General features: G+C 45.3%; 16 protein-coding genes. 4 read left to right on the forward strand and 12 right to left on the reverse strand.

Annotation, left to right across the window (positions count from 1 at the left end; all coding sequences use genetic code 11):
- Positions 1–75: 75 nt before the first annotated feature.
- The 4 genes from KI655_RS00070 to KI655_RS00085 all read right to left on the reverse strand — a co-directional run bounded on the left by KI655_RS00070 (position 76) and on the right by KI655_RS00085 (position 4871).
- Entirely contained in the window at positions 76–894 is an 819-nt protein-coding gene (locus tag KI655_RS00070; protein WP_285400683.1) for a DUF2861 family protein, read from the reverse strand.
- The gene (locus tag KI655_RS00075; protein ID WP_285400684.1) at positions 891–1541 is read right to left on the reverse strand and encodes a response regulator transcription factor; all 651 of its coding nucleotides are present in this window, start codon (positions 1539–1541) and stop codon (positions 891–893) included. Before KI655_RS00075 ends, KI655_RS00070 begins: the two co-directional genes overlap by 4 nt.
- Positions 1519–2928: a DUF3404 domain-containing protein gene (locus tag KI655_RS00080; protein ID WP_285400752.1), complete on the reverse strand. Its 1410-nt coding sequence runs from the start codon at positions 2926–2928 to the stop codon at positions 1519–1521. The genes KI655_RS00075 and KI655_RS00080 overlap by 23 nt, the downstream gene beginning before the upstream one ends.
- 326 nt (positions 2929–3254) lie before the next feature.
- Complete coding sequence (locus KI655_RS00085) at positions 3255–4871, reverse strand: endonuclease (RefSeq protein WP_285400685.1); 1617 nt, start codon at positions 4869–4871, stop codon at positions 3255–3257.
- A 294-nt stretch (positions 4872–5165) separates the two neighbouring features.
- Here KI655_RS00085 and KI655_RS00090 point away from each other — a divergent pair, with 294 nt between their 5' ends.
- Positions 5166–5393: a DUF4437 domain-containing protein gene (locus KI655_RS00090; protein WP_285400753.1), complete on the forward strand. Its 228-nt coding sequence runs from the start codon at positions 5166–5168 to the stop codon at positions 5391–5393.
- A 97-nt stretch (positions 5394–5490) separates the two neighbouring features.
- Entirely contained in the window at positions 5491–6006 is a 516-nt protein-coding gene (locus KI655_RS00095; RefSeq protein ID WP_285400686.1) for a DUF3299 domain-containing protein, read from the forward strand.
- Positions 6007–6096: 90 nt separating this feature from the next.
- On the opposite strand, the gene KI655_RS24135 is transcribed toward KI655_RS00095, so the two are convergent.
- A complete protein-coding gene (locus tag KI655_RS24135; RefSeq protein WP_373417297.1) occupies positions 6097–6246 on the reverse strand; it encodes a hypothetical protein in 150 nt (49 codons plus the stop codon).
- Positions 6222–7223, reverse strand: a complete 1002-nt coding sequence (locus KI655_RS00105) for an outer membrane protein transport protein (protein WP_285400687.1) — start codon at positions 7221–7223, stop codon at positions 6222–6224. Before KI655_RS00105 ends, KI655_RS24135 begins: the two co-directional genes overlap by 25 nt.
- Positions 7224–7571: 348 nt before the next feature.
- On the opposite strand from KI655_RS00105, the gene KI655_RS00110 reads away from it, so the two are divergent.
- A complete protein-coding gene (locus tag KI655_RS00110) occupies positions 7572–8450 on the forward strand; it encodes a LysR family transcriptional regulator (RefSeq protein WP_285400688.1) in 879 nt (292 codons plus the stop codon).
- A gap of 1 nt (position 8451) precedes the next feature.
- Here the strand turns inward: KI655_RS00110 and KI655_RS00115 are convergent, their stop codons facing one another.
- The 6 genes from KI655_RS00115 to KI655_RS00140 form a co-directional block, all read right to left on the reverse strand.
- Positions 8452–9759, reverse strand: coding sequence for an anaerobic sulfatase maturase (locus tag KI655_RS00115; protein WP_285400689.1), 1308 nt, complete (start codon positions 9757–9759; stop codon positions 8452–8454).
- A gap of 132 nt (positions 9760–9891) precedes the next feature.
- Positions 9892–12207, reverse strand: coding sequence for an arylsulfatase (locus tag KI655_RS00120; RefSeq protein ID WP_285400690.1), 2316 nt, complete (start codon positions 12205–12207; stop codon positions 9892–9894).
- Positions 12208–12526: 319 nt separating this feature from the next.
- Positions 12527–13303 (reverse strand): amino acid ABC transporter ATP-binding protein, encoded by a 777-nt coding sequence (locus tag KI655_RS00125; protein WP_373417298.1) that lies wholly within the window; start codon positions 13301–13303, stop codon positions 12527–12529.
- 181 nt (positions 13304–13484) lie between these two features.
- Positions 13485–14150 (reverse strand): amino acid ABC transporter permease, encoded by a 666-nt coding sequence (locus tag KI655_RS00130; RefSeq protein WP_285400691.1) that lies wholly within the window; start codon positions 14148–14150, stop codon positions 13485–13487.
- A gap of 11 nt (positions 14151–14161) precedes the next feature.
- The gene (locus KI655_RS00135) at positions 14162–14803 is read right to left on the reverse strand and encodes an amino acid ABC transporter permease (RefSeq protein ID WP_285400692.1); all 642 of its coding nucleotides are present in this window, start codon (positions 14801–14803) and stop codon (positions 14162–14164) included.
- Between the two features lie 82 nt (positions 14804–14885).
- Positions 14886–15758: a transporter substrate-binding domain-containing protein gene (locus tag KI655_RS00140; RefSeq protein ID WP_285400693.1), complete on the reverse strand. Its 873-nt coding sequence runs from the start codon at positions 15756–15758 to the stop codon at positions 14886–14888.
- Between the two features lie 206 nt (positions 15759–15964).
- Between KI655_RS00140 and KI655_RS00145 the strand changes: the two genes are divergently transcribed.
- Positions 15965–17527, forward strand: coding sequence for a PLP-dependent aminotransferase family protein (locus tag KI655_RS00145; protein WP_285400694.1), 1563 nt, complete (start codon positions 15965–15967; stop codon positions 17525–17527).
- The last annotated feature ends 30 nt before the right edge of the window (positions 17528–17557 follow it).

A 17557-nucleotide genomic window follows, 5' to 3' on the forward strand; every position in this document is an offset into this window, starting at 1 on the left:
CTATCTCGAAGAACTATCAAAGCGACCCATCAAAACTATCTACCAAGATATCCATCAAAGTTATAAAAACGCTTACTAGAAAGGTACAGCGACGCGTTGAACGTATTGGACCTCAATCGCACCTTGGTACTCGAACATTTCCACTGATGCGCTTAGGTGCTTGGCCTTTTCTCCCGCAGGGCTTTGTGCAGGAACCGCAACTTGCTTTGCCTTGATCGGCACTTTGAAACCTAACATGTTGTAGCTTTCATCAAACCATTGCCAACTTACGTGGGTATTAGGGCAGTTATCGATAACCTCTGGTGGCGTCACTACAAGGTGTGCGTTCTCAAGTTTATTCTTCAGTGTTAACCAGCGATTACTGTCATCTAAAGCAACAACAATGGGGTAGCTGTTCGCCCCAATGGTTAATTGATAAACACCAGATTCAGGCTTAATAAACATCTCATTCGTCTCGATTTCTTGGTAATCAACGCCCGAGTCGAGCTGCCCTTCAATCATCGAAAGACCATCTGGAGCGATGAGTGTGAATGCCTGAGTCTGTTCATTTAGATCATTGCTGCGTGGTTCGGCTGAGATTTTAATCTGATAGCCCTGTGATGAAAGACCGTAACGCTTAATAAAGCTCACTTGGATATGGTGGGTAGATACATCACTTTGTTTTAGTTGTCTTCCACATTGAGTTCTAGTGAGTATTTCTTGTTTTACGGGCAGCCAAAGCTGACTATCAAGTGCTTCTTGATTAAGTGCGATCTGTAGTTCTTGCCATGCAAGCTGCGGTTGCTCATCAAGTAGTGATTGATAGGAGCGTTGTAAAGGTGTCTCTACAAACCAAGTCGCATGACTAGCAAACGGCAACGCACACAGCAAAGCGGTTAGCGATGTTACTTTCATTGCGAATCCCCAACCAAACGGTAGCCAACACCACGATGAGTTTCTAATTGGAGTGTTGGCAGTTTTTGACGCAAACGGAGTATGTGATTGTCTACTGTTCGGGTGCTTGGAAAGGCTTGATAGCCCCAAATTTTATTAAGCAGTTCGTCTCGGTGGAACACTCGTCCTTGGTTTTGGATAAACAGAACCAGAAGTTGAAACTCCTTGGGTTTCAGAGCGATAGGGCTTTCTTCCAGATAAGCAATTCTTTCTGATAAATTGATCTTTATGTTGGCGTAAGCTAGATGGCTTGTACCTAGAGGGCGCAGTTGAGTGATGACCCGCGCCAGCAACTCTTCATTTGAAAATGGCTTGGTCACATAATCTTTTGCTCCTGCCATTAAGCCCTCAACACGTTGTTGAACTTCTACTTTGGCGGTTAATACAATCACGGGTAGCGCTTTAAGGAGCAACCAGTTTGGAAGATGTTGTAAGCTGTCACCGTCTTCTAGTTGTCTATCGAGTACGACAAGATCGGCGCGTAACCACAGTTTGTTGGCGTTACTGGAATCTTGCGCCCAAAGACATTGATAACCGTTAGACTCAAAGAAACTGACGAGGCCTTGCCCAAGTAACGGGTCATCTTCAATCAGTAGTAGGGTGTTCATAAGCTATTTCCAAGATACATCTGGTTGGATTACGAAGAATAATGAGGCGTCCATTTGCCTGTTTCATTAAATGTTCCACAATGGTGAGGCCAATACCCATGTTATCGTGTTTATGTGGGTCGTTTGGAGTGACTCTGGACAAAGTACGTTGTAACAACGAAGGGAAATGTCCTTGGTCTTGGACCTCAATTCTTAGCTTCTCTTTAAGAGTGACGGTAACTGTTACTTCGCCTTTACCATGTTGCTTGGCGTTCTTGATTAAGTTATCCAAACAGATGGTCAGCCAGTAATAGGGTAGGTTAAGCTCTATTTCGCCGGAATCACATTGATAGCCAATGTTGTGCTTTTCGCATACATGATCGAGCCACTCTTCAAGAGAAGCGTTTTGCTTCAATAAAGGTTCTGTTTGTTCAGTGCTCAGATAGACCTTACTGTTTTCAGTGAGCTGAGAGAGCCTTTGATAGTCAGAGATTAAACGCCAAACCGCACCTTGGGTTTCATCTGGGAACTCATCGTAGCGATTTCTGAACATTTCGACGGTTAAACCAAGGCTGGTAATTGGTGTGCGAAGTTCATGAGTCAGGAGCTGCAAAACAAACTGTCTCTCTTTACGCTGTTTTGTTCTTAGAAATAGTGATCTTGCTAATATTGAAAATAGAACAATCAACAAAGAGAAGATCATTACTTTCATTAAAAGAGTGTCGTTGTTCGTTTCACTCATGCAGAGATTACTGTATCGAAACGAACAGCTTTCTCCAGATAAGGTCATGCCTTGTTGCTTCGCAATTGGCTTCCAAACATCCTGCGGGACGGCCTTCCAGCCTTGCTCTCCACTTAACCAAAGTACATCACCTTGTTGCCAGGCTCGATATCCATCAAGCAGGGCTTCTTTACCTTCCGCTGTTAAGGACTGTAGTTTGGTGTAGAGCGGATGCAGTGGATTGGTAATCGTTAAAAACGGGTAAATTTGTTCTTTTGTCTCTGGGTAATGCGCTACATAACGGTCCGCGAAACTTCCACCAGCAGGGTGTTGTTTAGAATGAGCGGCAAACCAGATTGCATCTAAGGTTTGTTGCTGACACAAAGCGAGCTCGAACTCGATGGCATCGTTTAACGCAGAATTAGAAGGTTCAATCGCTTGGCATGTTTGCTGTATTGCGGCTAACGACGCAACATCCTCCCAACTGAATTTTTTGAAATCGGGGTAACGACTACGGTCTTTGAGCAGAGCCTTCGGGTAATGGGATAACTCTTGTTGAGAAACAAAGATTGGGGATGCTTGCCAGCTCGATTGATAGAGTGCTTGCCATTTGCCTTGCAAGCTCTGTGCATTGGCTAACGTAGGGAGCCAAAACAATAAACAAAGGGCTAGTGTCAGCCTGTGCATCCAGTGATTCTCGTTAAAAGTCATGATCGAGAGTCTAATGAGTTTTGCTTGAGATTTGTAACCTTAATGTCAACAAGTGTCCCTGCTTTATCAAATAGTGACCGAGAGTCGTGAAACGTGTATTGCATCTCAACTGACTATTCACTGTATGACTAGTTATAACGACGGCGTTCCGACTTTATGAAAGAGGCTGATTGTTACTATCGATAAGATACACAGAGAATACTGTCATGCACCCAATGCCTTTCAATATCAAAAGAAGCCCAAGAAATGCTTGGGCTTAATCCAGTCATCATGAAACGATTGCCATGATGGTTACGTTACATTTAATTTCCCCAGATCTGGCTGACAAATTCAGGGTGGTCAATAAACGGGTTACGATTCCCTTGAAAATCATGTACCGCTTGATTTCGGTCGATTTCTTTTTGACTTACCGGATCTTCAGAATGCCAGCGCTTAAGCATCGTAAGTAACCAAGGTTCAAACACGGTGGTATTGGTTCCATCCAGAACGGCATCTGAGCTTGCAGAGTTACCTTCCCAGTTCGCGATTTCATTTTCATAGCGTGTTGCCATGTAGAAATATGCTCTTGCGAAATCACCTTTGAACTCATCAATTGGCTCAAATACAGTACCCACATAACCAAGAGAGCTCGCTGCATTGCCTAGTTTAGAGCCATTGCTTGATGTGTATGTTGCGCTGCTTACCTCACCAAATGGCCAGTTACTGCGTTTCGAGTTAACGTAACCGTCAGTGGCAAATAGATGATGACCGTCAGAGTTCATTGGCTCGACTTTCCCACCAAACCAGCTTTTCGGGAAAGAGTGCTCTCGGTTGTAACAATCACCTTCCTTGCTGTACTGACCGCATTGATCAGTCACTTTAGTGAACTGGATTGAATCCGAACCTGAAGGCTTCTCTGAATACATGTCGAGAATCGACCCATCCGTCTCATAGTATGCGTCTAAGTCAGCCTCAGACACCAATGTCCAAATAGCGGTGTAACCTTGACTACTATGGTTATCAATAATTTGATACAAGGCCGTTTTTAGTGCAAAGCCCGTTTTGCCTTCTGCGTCTTTGTAATACTCGCCTAACACTGGTGGTTCAGTTGGTGGTGTCGTTGAGCCACCAACCACAAATTGTGTACTCTGGCTTGATTGGAAATCACCGCCAGATGCCACAACGGTCCCATTAACTGACAAACTGTAAGAACCATTGCCCACGTTGCAGCACATCCCATCGCCATAAGAGTCTAGAACTTCTAGTGTGTAGGTACCGCTTGCTAAACACATTTCCACTTCATTGGTGGTGTTACTTTGGTAGTCTGAACCAGAATAAAGAGTTTGAGAAACTGAGTTTTTAAGAGACCAACTGGTTTCAGAGCCATAGTTATCCGTCACTAGCGTAAGTGTCGCACGGGTATCATTACAGCTTTGCGTGGGTGGAGTGACCGTAGGCTGAAAGTTATCTAGATACACCACTTCTGATCCATCAAAATCTGCATCGTCATAAAATCGCACGCCCACAACAATATCTTTGGTGCTCGTAGCACTGTATAAGTGAGTCAATGCCTGCCACTGATTAGTTAAACCATTGTTCGAGTAACCCAAATAGCCATCAACAAAAAGGCGAGCTTTCACGTTGCCTTCCGTGTGGTAAACATCGACAGAGAAATCATAAGTTTTCCCCTGTTCAACGGATATCGTTTGCAGAAAATCAGTATTACTTTGAGTGCCTGTATTCACTGTTACTTGCGCAGAGAAACTGCCGTTTTTGACAGGGTCAGTAGCGGGTGAAACCGCAATCCCGGAATCAATTACACTCCATCCAGATGGTGCGTTTCCTTCCCAGTTTTCAAAACTTCCATTTTGCATTTGTGCATGCGCACTCGCTGAGCAAAGTAATGCAACGCCACTTAGTGTTATTATTCTATTTATCATATAACCTTCTGTTTAATTGGATAAAAATCAACTAAGCTTAGAAAGTAATCAAAATATTAAGAGAGATATACATCTCATTTATAAATGTAATGCTCATTACTTTTATCTATATATGTGATGTCAAACTGTGCAACATTGACCTATTAAATGCATTTCACACGCTAGATTATTGAAAAAAGCTTCAATCCTTCTCTGTCTCACATAGGGTCACTTTCAACCTAGAAAGTGACCCTAATAAACATCAAGTCGTGAGTGTTTTGGTTTAGCCTCTGACTATGCATCTAGCTTCAAAAACTGCCAGCAGGCTTTGACGGCAAAATTACGACAGACGCAAGTGAGTTTCGCGCCGTTGTGATTGCAGGCTCGATTGAGTACAACTCAAAAGAACAAAGCAGCGATCTTACTTTGAACCCGGGAAGCTACGTTGAGTCTGAGGGCAAGTTCTCTCATGACATCACCAACACGGGTGACTCTGAGGCGACAATCTACATCCGTACTAACAGTAAGTACCAGGTGAAATAAGACTTAGCTCGCTGTGCCCCTCGCCACCGGCTTTATCACCCAAAGCCGGTGGCGATTTCCATCGACGCGCAAGTCTGTGCAACACAAAGGTTAATATATGAAACGCATATTGTTCATCGCTTCTTTGATCATGGTGACACTCAGCTCTGCCTCTTTTGCGGCAAACCAGGTTCGCTATAAAAATACGGTAGAAATTGAGTGGCTTGATCTAAACCCAGAAAGAGAACGCGCACGCGTCAGCGATAAAACCTTTGCTGCCCTTGACCACAGTGCGAATGTTGCTCAGCAGGCGTTAGTGGGAAGTGCTCGTCCAGAATTGCATGGCAGCAACGTAAAGATACCCGGTTTCGTGATTCCATTAGAAGGGGACTCAGAGTCCATCTCTGAGTTTCTTTTGGTTCCGTTTTATGGTGCGTGCATTCACGTTCCACCACCACCGCCCAACCAGATTATTTACGTCAAATTTGAAGAAGGGGCTCCCACTAAAGACCTTTGGGATATCGTCTACATTACCGGAACCTTGAAAGCAGAAACGGTCATTTCTGATGATATCGGGGTCGAGTCAGGCTACTCCATTGATGGAGCGAGCTTAGAGATATATAGCAAAGCGTGATTGCTCAAGTGCTATCTAGGCAGTAATGAGATAGCACTTTAGATTCACAATATTCGAAGTGTACTCCGCTACACGTAGAGCACGTCCAGACTAATAACGGTAAGATATTGTTAAGAAGTGAATTCGATTATCGGAGTAATCACCTGTTGGCTGAATAATACCATTGTCTGCATTGATCTCTGCTTCACCGTTGTTTTGATACTGGTAGGCGACCCCTAATTGTCGTCCTGAATCAAGCAAATACTCTGCACCAATACCGATTCGCCATTGCTTATCGACGGAGAGTAACACATCTCTTTTTTCTTTTGATACAGGGCTAGAGTCGATGCTTGTACCCGTGTAGAGCGTCCAACGATCCAATTTTTTTGTAGCCCTAAACCTAGAGAGTAAGTCATGTCATATTTGGCATTGTAGTCATGCCAGTTTTCCATTTTCGCATTGAGCATTATCGCTGTTGATTCGCTTAATGAGTGGCGAATGCCCACGTCAAAACTGCGAACCCAAGATAGTCCGACTGTGGGATCGAGTCCTGTTGATGAACTGACTTCAAATTCGTGATCGCTACTGTGATTGTATTGAGCCCCAATGCTTGTTTGATCGCTCATCAAATAAAATGCGCTTACAGCAAAAGTCGGAGCAATACTGGTTCCGGAAGCAAGCTTGTCACTACTTGAGTTGATACCTCCAACCACATCAATACTTGCATGTTGAAGGATTGCAGAACCACCAATCGAAAGTTGGTCTGAAATCTGATAAGACATTGCTGTTGTTAAATTGACAATAGATATCGCGTTTTCGCTGATCAGATTAATTGGGTCAGCAGAAACACCGTTGCTGTAATCGACGCCAAGCCCTCCTGCCGAGTGTAATGATGCGCCTACTACCGTCTTTTCGTTGATACGCTTCGCATAGGACAGATGTGGTGCTATCAAGCCTTTTGATGATTCAGTCGTTGCTCCATTGTCTTCGCGTGTGAATGTTGAGAAGACATCAATATACTGGCCTCCGATTTGATAAGAGCTCTGTTTGATTTGAGATAGAGCCGCCGGATTGGAAACCGTCGCTGATGAGTCCAACGCGTTGGTTACATTACCAGCGCCAGCAGTAGCAACACTTTTGGTGGTCGCGAGTTGAGACATACTAAGGCCAGCAGCATTTGTGCACGAACTAAATGCGCCGACGGCAAGTATAGCGAGTGTTGTTTGATTGAGTTTCATGGAAGCTTTCCCAGTTAAAAATACGAAAGTGGAGGGGGACCTGTCAACGAACTCATTGTATTCGGGAGAAAAACCAGGTGTAGGGAAGTACTGTTATACCTGCCATAGGTTCAACCTATAGATAGCAACCGTCTATGAGAGATATAGATGTGGCTACCTAGATTTATATCGATAGTCGAACTAACTTATCGCTATTTTTTGTGAATCCATGAACGAGCTCCTCATGACTTTTCAATCGCTTGATGTTCACCACTCTCACCTGAAAGCACACTTTGGTGGTTTAGAAAACATGTCGTTATACTGAACATGCCAGTGGGCAAAAATACCTTTCTACAGAAAATGAAATCTATGCAAAGTGATCAGCAATTTGATTTGAATTTAATCAGAACATTCTTTGAGGTTTACCGAACGAGTTCGTTTACTAAAGCGGGCAATAACCTTGGTATAAGCCAGCCTTCTGTAAGTGCTGCGGTAAGAAAAATGGAAGCGGATATCGGTTATCAGCTTTTTGTAAAGCAAGGGCGGGGTATTAGCCCTACTGCCAATGCGCATAAGCTCGCTGCACGATGTCATCAAGGCTTCAATGAGATTATTAATGCAGTGACAGAGGATGTGAGTTTCGAGGTACATGTTAATGAAGCGCTTCTCCATCAAGTCGTTAATCTCGACCATGCTCAAATACAAGAAACGCCAGCTGAGCAGATGGATGTGATAGAACGTCTGCGCAACCAATCTTTGGATCTCGCACTGTCTGTATTTACGGTTAGAGATCCCTCACTGATTATTGAGCCCATTGTTGAAGAAAACGCGATAGTCATTTGTCGAGCTGACCACCCAGCAATTGGCGACTCAATGACTAGTGAGGAGTTTTATCAGCAGCAACATGTCATTTTATCCACCAAATGGGAAAGAATGTCGGGCTTTGAGCATGGCGCTAAGTCGATAGTTCAAGAACGCAAGGTTCATAGCGTTGTGGGTTCGCTTTCGGCCAAGTTAATGTTGGTATCGAAATCTGATGCGGTCGCTGTTGTATCAGAAGGCTTTGCCAAGTACTGGCAAAACACGTTGGGATTAAAAACGCTAGCGTGTCCCATTGAGCTTAGTGCTATCAATTATAGCTTGGCTTACCACAAGCGATACGCTAGCAACGAGCAACACAAGTCGCTCAGAGATGCTATTAAGCGCCGTATCGCGGGCGGGTGGCAACCTTTTAAATCATTGGATTAGATTACCCACAGCAACGTTTGTATTTTTGACTACTGCCACATGGACAAGGTGAGTTCCTGCCTATAGGGCTCATTTTTGTCGCACTGGTTTTGGGCTCTCTGTAGTTGAGTGCCCACATCAGTTCTGCAGGAGATCGTCCCTGTTTGAGTAAGCTGCACATTTCCTGCATATAGGTAGCGGTATGCTCAAAAAACAGCTTATAACCCTGACAGAAGTAGTTGTGGTTAGGTAAGCCATTTGGGCTAACAGCAAAGCGCTGCTTTGGACAGCCGCCATTGCAGGCGAACTTGTATTTACAGCGTTTGCAGTCTGCGTTTAGCGTTTCTTGTTTGTCTTTTCCGAACTGAATAGCCTGAGAGCTTGTATTACATTCTTCGATAGATTTCTCGTGAATATTGCCCAATAAATGTTCAGGATAAACATAGTGATCACAGTTGTATAAATCCCCATTTGCTTCCAGAGCAAAGGCGTGACCACAGCGCTGGGCGAAGTGACAAATACTAGGGTTCTCACCAAACCAGCTGCTCAATGTACTATCGAACATGTTGATATAAATTCGGCCGATATCTTTTCGTACCCATTGGTCAAAAATAGCGTTTAAAAACTCACCATATTGACGCGCAGGTACAGACCACTCGGTGACATCCGCCAATGTTTCGTTCGGTAGAACCAAACGTAATTGATCACCTATGACTTCCCTCGCTTCGCGTTCGACCAGAGGCGTAAACTGGATGTGGGTTGAACCAATACCCTTGAGAAATTGATAGACACGCTCCGGATACTTCACGTTTTCTCGGTTCACCACGGTCAGTGTATTAAAGTCTACGTTATGCTTTTTTAGCAGATCGACCGCTTGCATTACCTTTGCGTGGGTAGGTTTGCCGGCTCTGTTTTTTCTATAGCAGTCATGCAGGTCAGCGGGGCCATCAATCGACAGGCCAACAAGAAAGTTGTGCTGTTTAAAGAAACGACACCAGTCATCATTAAGCAGCAACCCATTGGTTTGAAAACTGTGTTCAACCGTTTTTTTTCCTGCGTGTTTTGTACTCAGCTCTACGGCTTGTTGGAAAAAAGCCAGCCCCATGAGCGTAGGCTCGCCTCCTTGCCAAGTAAGCTGAACGTGGTCATTTTTCTGTGCTTCAATAGTCTGCTTGATATAAGCTTCCAACGTTTCGTCGCTCATACGCCAGTTGTTTTGGCGATCTGGATAGAGTTTTTCTTTCTCTAGATAGAAGCAGTAATCACAGTCAATGTTACAGACTGAGCCAGTCGGTTTTGCCATTACATGACAACTAGTCGGTGTTTGCATGAAAATTCCTCACGGCCAAAGGGGGCTTGATAATTAGGTGTTGTTGAATGTTGCTTAGTGGGAGCTGTATGTTGCTACCAACCGAGACAATACATCTTCGGTTGGCAGCGACAGGCTGTGATAAAGTGACCGCTAGTTGAGCGTGTAATCCACAAACTCAATACGGTTCGGATACTCGAAAGGCGCTTCGTATTCTGGTGTCACTGGAGAGCCCAGATCCATACCGATATCGGTAGTTTCTGTTACTGCAAAGCGCAGCGGCACCGTGTTTCCAATTTTCTCAGAACCCACTTCTTTGCCATTCACGTAAAGTGTTGCGGTACCACCGCCACCATGCTCATTAGACTCTTGCTTGTAGTCCATCTTGATGTCGAGTGTGCCACTCGGCAATGGCTCTTCTGATGTCACATGGAAGCGTTTTTTGTTGAAGAAGTTATAGTGGTAGTGCAGTTTTCCATCCTTAATATAGATGGTGTAGCCAGCAACATTGCCCCCAACTGCCACGATGACACCTTCATCACCTTGGTTGTAGTCCAACTTCGACTCAATAGTATGGCTACGTGAGTAGACCGGAGGCGTACCACCTTCTGGTATGCGCACTGTGCCTTGGTAATATCTGAAGTTCTTCTTACCACGAGTAATCGACGGACGGTTTGGGTTTACTACGCGCTCGGCGTAGCGGTCATCCAATGGGTAGACGTCATACTTATTGGCTTCCTCATCGAATATCTTCTTCAGCTCTTCAAGTTTCTCTGGGTGAGACTTAGCAAGATCATTTGCTTGAGAGAAGTCTTCATCAATGTTGTAGAGTTCCCAAGTAACATCATCAAACCCTTTCGAACCAATGAATGCCCACGGCACGCCATGGAATGCTGATGCCACCCAACCTTCATGATAAATAGCCCTATGACCTGCTACTTCAAAGTACTGTGTTTTCCTAGTGCCTTCTTTGTCTGCACCATCAAATGAGTAGTTCATCGGAACACCAGCCATTGGTGATTGCTCAACACCGTTCACTTCTGTCGGGAGCTCAATGCCAGCTGCCTCATAGATAGTCGGGGCGACATCGACAACATGGTGGAACTGTGTGCGTTTTTCATTTTTCGCTTTGATTCCTTCTGGCCAAGAGACGATGAGACCATTTCGGGTTCCGCCAAAGTGAGATGGGACACGTTTCATCCACTGGAAAGGGGAACTGCCCGCCCAAGCCCAAGGTACTGCATAGTGGTTTTCAAAGTCTTTTCCACCGATACCATCAATCACTTCCAACTGATCTTCAACCGTGTCTGGGAAACCGTTTTGTACCATCATGTTGTTAGTTGTGCCGATGAGCGTGCCCTCACCACTAGCGCCATTGTCGCCTACGACATAGATAACCATGGTGTTTTCTGCCCCTGGAATATCCTTCGCTTCCTTGATTAGGTTACCCACCCAATGATCAGTGTGCGCCATAAACCCAGCGGCTACTTCCATTTGACGTGCAAAGAGTTTCTTCTCGTCCTCAGACTGTTCATCCCACGCAGGGATCTCATCCGGTCTTGGAGTCAGCTTTGTGTCTTTCGGAATGATGCCAAGTTGCTTCTGCCTCTTAAATGTGTGCTCACGCATCGCATCCCAGCCATCGTCGAACTGGCCCTTAAATTTATCGATCCATTCGCTACCAACGTGGAAAGGCGCATGGATGGCACCCGTTGAGAAGTACGCGAAGTAAGGCTTATCTGGGTTAAGGGATTTTTGTTGTTTAATCCATTTAACAGCATCTCTCGCCAGATCTTCAGTCAGGTGGTATGTCTCACCCGGTTTCTTTTCAGGTTCTACTGGTAAGGTATTTTTAAACAGTTGAGGCTCATACTGACTGGTTTCACCCCCCATAAACCCGTAGAAGTATTCGAAACCTAATCCAGTAGGCCAACGATCGAATGGCCCGGTCTGGTTGGTTTCCCAATCAGGGGTATTGTGCCATTTACCCCAAGCAGCCGTGTTGTAACCATTCTGCTTTAAAATCTCAGCAACACTGGCCGAGTCTTTACCCCAGATACTGTGGTAACCCGGGTAGCCCGATGACATTTCAGAAATGGTTCCAAAGCCGAGCTGGTGGTGGTTTCGTCCTGTCAGTAGTGACGCCCTCGTTGGGCTGGATACTGCTGTTGTGTGGAAACGGGTGTAAGTAACGCCTTCTTCAGCCAACTCATCCATTGCTGGCGTTGGGATCGGGCCGCCTAAAGTGGATGTCTGACCAAAGCCAACATCGTCAAGGATGACGAGGATAATGTTTGGCGCACCTTCAGGAGCTTCAACGGGTTGTGGGTAATCTTCTTGTGATTCTGCGATTGTGCGACCAATCTTCCCGTTAAATTCTGGGGCTTCGTATGGTAGTACATTTCCAGAAGCATATGAACTGAAGGGTAGCGCTAGTGTTATTGCTGTAAGTAAGAATTTATTTCTCATTTCAATGACCAACGTTAATAGAGATTTATAACAAAACGGTTTGTTCCAAAGTTATGAATGGGGCTACAGATAGGTATTTGACCTCCTAGATAGGAAAGATCGGCTAGCGATATAAAGGGGATGAAGGCTATTTTAATGGTGGGACAGAATTGATATAGGGATTAGCCACGATACGTTTCATAGGCAGAAGCTATGAGTTTGTTGTGGGTGATTGGTGAGATATGACGGTAATAGTGCGCAAATAAAATTAGGGTCACTTTCAACCTAGAAAGTGACCCTAATAAACATCAAGTCGTGAGTGTTTTGGTTGAGTCTCTGACTATGCATCTAGCTTCAAAAACTGCCTTACGCGCGTTGAATCTGGATTGGTGAAGAATTTTTCGGGAGCGTTTTTCTCTATCAATATTCCTTTTTCCAAGAACACGACTTGGTCTGATACTTGGCGTGCGAAGTCCATTTCGTGAGTCACGATCACCATGGTATAGCCCTCTTTAGAAAGCTTCTGCATAACGGTTAGTACTTCTTCAACCAACTCTGGGTCGAGCGCAGAGGTGGGTTCATCGAAGAGCAGCACTTTAGGTTCCATGGCTAGTGCGCGAGCAATGGCGACACGTTGTTTTTGTCCGCCAGATAACATACTCGGATAGCTATCAAGCTTGTGTGACATGCCGACTTTTTCTAGTTGGATTTCGGCCATGGATTCTGCATCGGCTTTCATCCACTTCTTCACATGTATCAATGCTTCCATCACATTTTGTTTAACCGTAAGGTGTGGCCACAGGTTGAAGCTTTGAAACACCATACCGACTCGCTGGCGCATCTGGGCGAGCTCTTTATACTTAGCGGGTTTGTTGGTTTCTGCGTTGACGCCAATACGCTCATCACCGATGTAGATAAACCCTCTTTCTGGCTGTTCTAACCAGTTGATACAGCGGAGCAAGGTCGATTTCCCAGAACCGGAAGACCCTAGAATGCTGACTACTTCGCCTTTTTGAATATTGAGGTTGATGTCTCTTAGAACTTCAATGCCATCAAATTGCTTGGACAGGTTGATGATTTTGATAATCGAATCTTGATCAGCAGGGTGTGTTTGTATTGCGTCTACGGTTTCTGATTGCGCCTGCTCCAAAGGTTCGACGATATGTAGGTCGGCACTCTCTTTAAACTCACTAACTGGTGTTTCTGGCCTAGTTTCAACGGTTGGTATAGCTTCAACGGCTGGTAAAGCTTCAACGGCTGGTATGGATTCAGTGGTCGATAGAGTTTCAACAGATTGTTTAAGCATGACTTAGCCCTCGTTGTAGCACTTTGCTAAGTGCTAGTTTTGTTAGTTGTTCAACCGCAATACTGACCATCCAATACAAGCCAATCGCGACGATAAAGGCGTTAAGTGGGATGAAGTAGGTTGACTGAATGCTGTTGGCCGCTGCAGTGATCTCACTGACGGTAATGATGCTTAAAAACGCGGTGTCTTTAAGGCAGATGATGAGCTGGTTCGCAATGAGCGGTATGGATTTAAATAAAACGTTGGGCGTAATGACGCGGGTGAATATTTTAAACTTCGAGAAACCACATGATTTTGCTGCCTCGATGTAGCCTTCGTCCATGTCCTTTCTTACGCCCCGAAAAATTTCGCAAAAATACGTACTGTGATAGAGGCAAAGTGAGACGAGGCCAGCGGTCATCGCGTCCATACGTATCCCGACTTGTGGTAAGCCGTAGTAAAGCAAGTAGGCGAGAATCAGGAACGGCAGTGTTCGCATGACGTTGATGCTGCTTCTTACACAGAATTTTAGCCCGCTACTTCCATTCTCAAGTACGCTCAGTAGTGCTAAACCCATAAAGAAGCTAATCGCAGATGCCGAGGAAAACAGCACCACCGTTGTGACTAAGCCGTAAGTAAAAATTTCTTTTTGATCCCAAATGATTTGCCATTCATTCATATCCATTTCTCCTAGGCAGCTAAATTACTGGCTTTTTGCTCAGCCACGTTTTGAAGCTTTATCAGCAAGCCGATGATGCACATATAAAGGACTGCCGCGCATAAAATTGGCCCAAGTGGCTCGTATGTCACTGCGGCGATACGGTTGGTCACTCGCGTAAGGTCGACTACTCCGATGACGGCAATCGCTGGGCTGCCTTTGATAAGAAAAGACATCTCGTTCACCAGTGCTGGTAGGCTCACAATCACCATTTGCGGGAACATAATGCGGCGGAAATAAACGAGGCGTGACATGCCAATGGCTTCCGCTGCCTCGCGTTGACCATTCGAAAAGTTCAAAAACGCATTGCGCCAGATTTCAGCATTGAACGCGGAGGTATTTAGTGTGAGACATAATATTGCTGATAGGTGTTTATCTAAGTTGATACCAAAAGCGGGAAACGAAAGAAAAATGAATAGGGCTAGCGTGACCAATGGAGTGGCTCGAGCCCAGCTTACATAAACACCGAGAAACTGGTCGATAAAGGGAATTTTGGCCATTCTTACTAGTGCAATGGCTAACCCAATTGCAACCCCAAGGACAATAGATACTAGGGAGATCCAAGCGGTCGTCCACGCGCCTTCTAATAACTGCATCCATGCGTAGTAATCCATAATGTATGCACCTCCGATAACGGTTTGATGTTGAAGGCGGACTTACAGCTAAAACAGTAAGCCCGCTATTGGGGTTGTTCTTTTAGCTTGGGTTTACTGCTGTCAGAGAATGGTATTGTTCAACTGACGTGATTGGCTCGATAGGAAGGTCATCAAATGACTCGCCAAACCATTTCTCTTGTAACTCCGCAAGTCGGCCCGTCTCTTTGAGGTGTTTGAAGAAATCGGTCAAATAGGCGAGAAGTTCAGGGTTTTGCTTAGGCACTGGCCAACTCACGAAACCAGGGCCAGATACCGCTTCGCCTTTCTTGAACACTTTTGATTTGGTTTTCACCACCTCGTTGACCGAGACGATGCTGTTTATGACGTAGTCAACGCGACCATTGGCGAGGTCCGCATAGGCTTCTGGGTAGGATTGATATTCAACCACTCTGCCCAGTGATTTACCGTCTGCTTCTAGCATAGTTTTGAGTTCCGGCAAGCGCTCCAACAAGGCACTACCTGCCTGTAGGCCGACAGTTTTACCATCTAAATCTGACACGCCAGAGATAGAATCATCCTTGGTTCGAGCAAGGTAGTAGTGTTGCGCAGAAGCGATAGGTGGCGTGAAATCGAAGACTTGAAGGCGAGCATCCGTGACGATAGCACCGGTGAGCGCAAGGTCGTACTGTCCCGCTGAGACAGAGGCAAGTAGGCCAGTCCACGGTAAGATATCTTGTTTCACGTCGAACTTGGCATACTCGCGAAGCTCATCAAGCAGGTCCTTGTTGATGCCGCTTGGTTGACCTTTCGCAATGTAGTTAAACGGAGAGTAATTATCCTCAGTGGCTACCTTGAGTACGCCAGACTCTAATACCTGAGGAAGATCCGCACTGAGGGCACTCGCTGATGTCCCCACTGCCAGTGTGATAGCCGCTAGCGAAAACCATTTTTTTACATTCATTCCATGTCCCATATATCCATCCTTTTAAATATCGTGAACGTTTTTCTTGAACACTTTCACTTTAGATATTTGAAGGGATTATTAGGTAGAGCCAATTTCTAAATCGCAATGGGACAGCTATGAGATTGTAAATAAATAATAACCATATTGGTTGTGGTCTATTTCTTGCTCCAGCCAAAATATATGGTTTTCGTAGAATAATAGTGGAGGTTGACGTAGTGGCTATCGACTATCAGTGTTTTATTGAGTTTGACTCAACCAGGAGCCTACAAGAACAAGTGCGAGAGTATCTGGTTAAGGCTATCTTGGCCGGGATCTTCGCACCAGAGCAGGCGTTACCCTCATGCCGCAAGCTGTCTCAGCAGCTAAAAGTGTCGCGTAATACGGTGTCTTTAGTCTATGAAAGTTTGCTCGATGATGGGTACTTAATTAGTAGACCACGCAGTGGGTATTATTTATCTGATAGCTATAAAAATAGTCAGGAAGAAACGGAAATAGAATTAAGTGCCACTGAAGAAAATAGTGCAATGGCTGCACCAAATTGGGGTAATAAAATAAAGGTCAACACGCATCAGTTTCCTAGAATTGTAAAACCAACGCAATGGAGCTGTTATAAATATCCGTTTATCTATGGCCAACCTTATATTGATGAGTTTCCATTATCTCATTGGCGTGAAGCGTCGAGAAAAGTGATTGCCGATTCTCAAGACCACGGTTGGTTATGTGACAAAGTCGATAAAGATGTTGAACTGCTCGTTGAACAGATCCGGACCCGAGTTCTGCCTCAAAGGGGGATCCACGCCAGCAACGATGAGATTTTGATAACCGTTGGCTCGCAAAATGGCCTGTACCTGTTGTCGCAGCTGCTAATGAACCGCGAATCTCGTGTCGGTGTTGAGAACCCTGGGTATAAAGAGGCTTACAACATATTTGGTTTAGCGGGCGCTCAGCTGCATCCTCATCAAGTGGATGAAGAGGGGCTGAAACTCAACTCGCTCTCATCAATGTGTGATTACTTTTACGTGACGCCAAGCCACCAAGCCCCAACCGGGGTAACGATGAGTTCGCTGCGCCGCAAACAGATTTTGGACCTCGCCCACCAAAACGATGCCATCATCATCGAGGACGATTACGACTCCAACAGCAACTTTGAATTAAATCCAGCACCGGCACTCAAAGCTCAAGATAAGACAGGTCGAGTGATTTACGTGAGTAGCTTCTCTAAAATACTCGCACCGGGCCTAAGGCTTGGGTTTATCGTCGCGCCAGAGGAGCTGATTTACGAACTCAGAGCTCTTCGCCGTTTGATGCTCCGACATCCTCCAACACGCCTGCAAATGGAAATGGCGCATTTCATCGCTCAGGGTTACTACGATAGCTTTGTGCGTCGATTCAGAGAGAACACCCGTCAGCGCTGGGATATTATTAATGATGCGGTATCCAAGCACATTCCATACTGTGAGCGACTTGCTAAGAATGAGCTAAGCAATGCGTTGTGGTTGCAAACGCCGGACAGAGTCAGTAGTCAGATGTTGGTATCAAGGGCAGCGCAATACGGTGTATTAGTAGAGACAGGTCATTCGCATTTTATGACGCCACCCCAAGAGAGTGTGCCAACGAGCAGTGAAGGGCGATCCATTTCGAGTCGTCCAGCGATGAGGAGTACGTTAATGAGCAATGATGCCAACCGATATTTCAGGCTGGGCTTTCACTCTATCGATAAAGAACTCATTCAGCCGGGGATTATTGAACTGGCGAAAGCCTTTGATGGATTGAAGTAACCCGCATTGAATACCGTGTTGTTCTAACAA

Origin of the sequence: Vibrio sp. D404a, from assembly GCF_030248535.1 — a bacterium.
GTDB lineage: Bacteria > Pseudomonadota > Gammaproteobacteria > Enterobacterales > Vibrionaceae > Vibrio.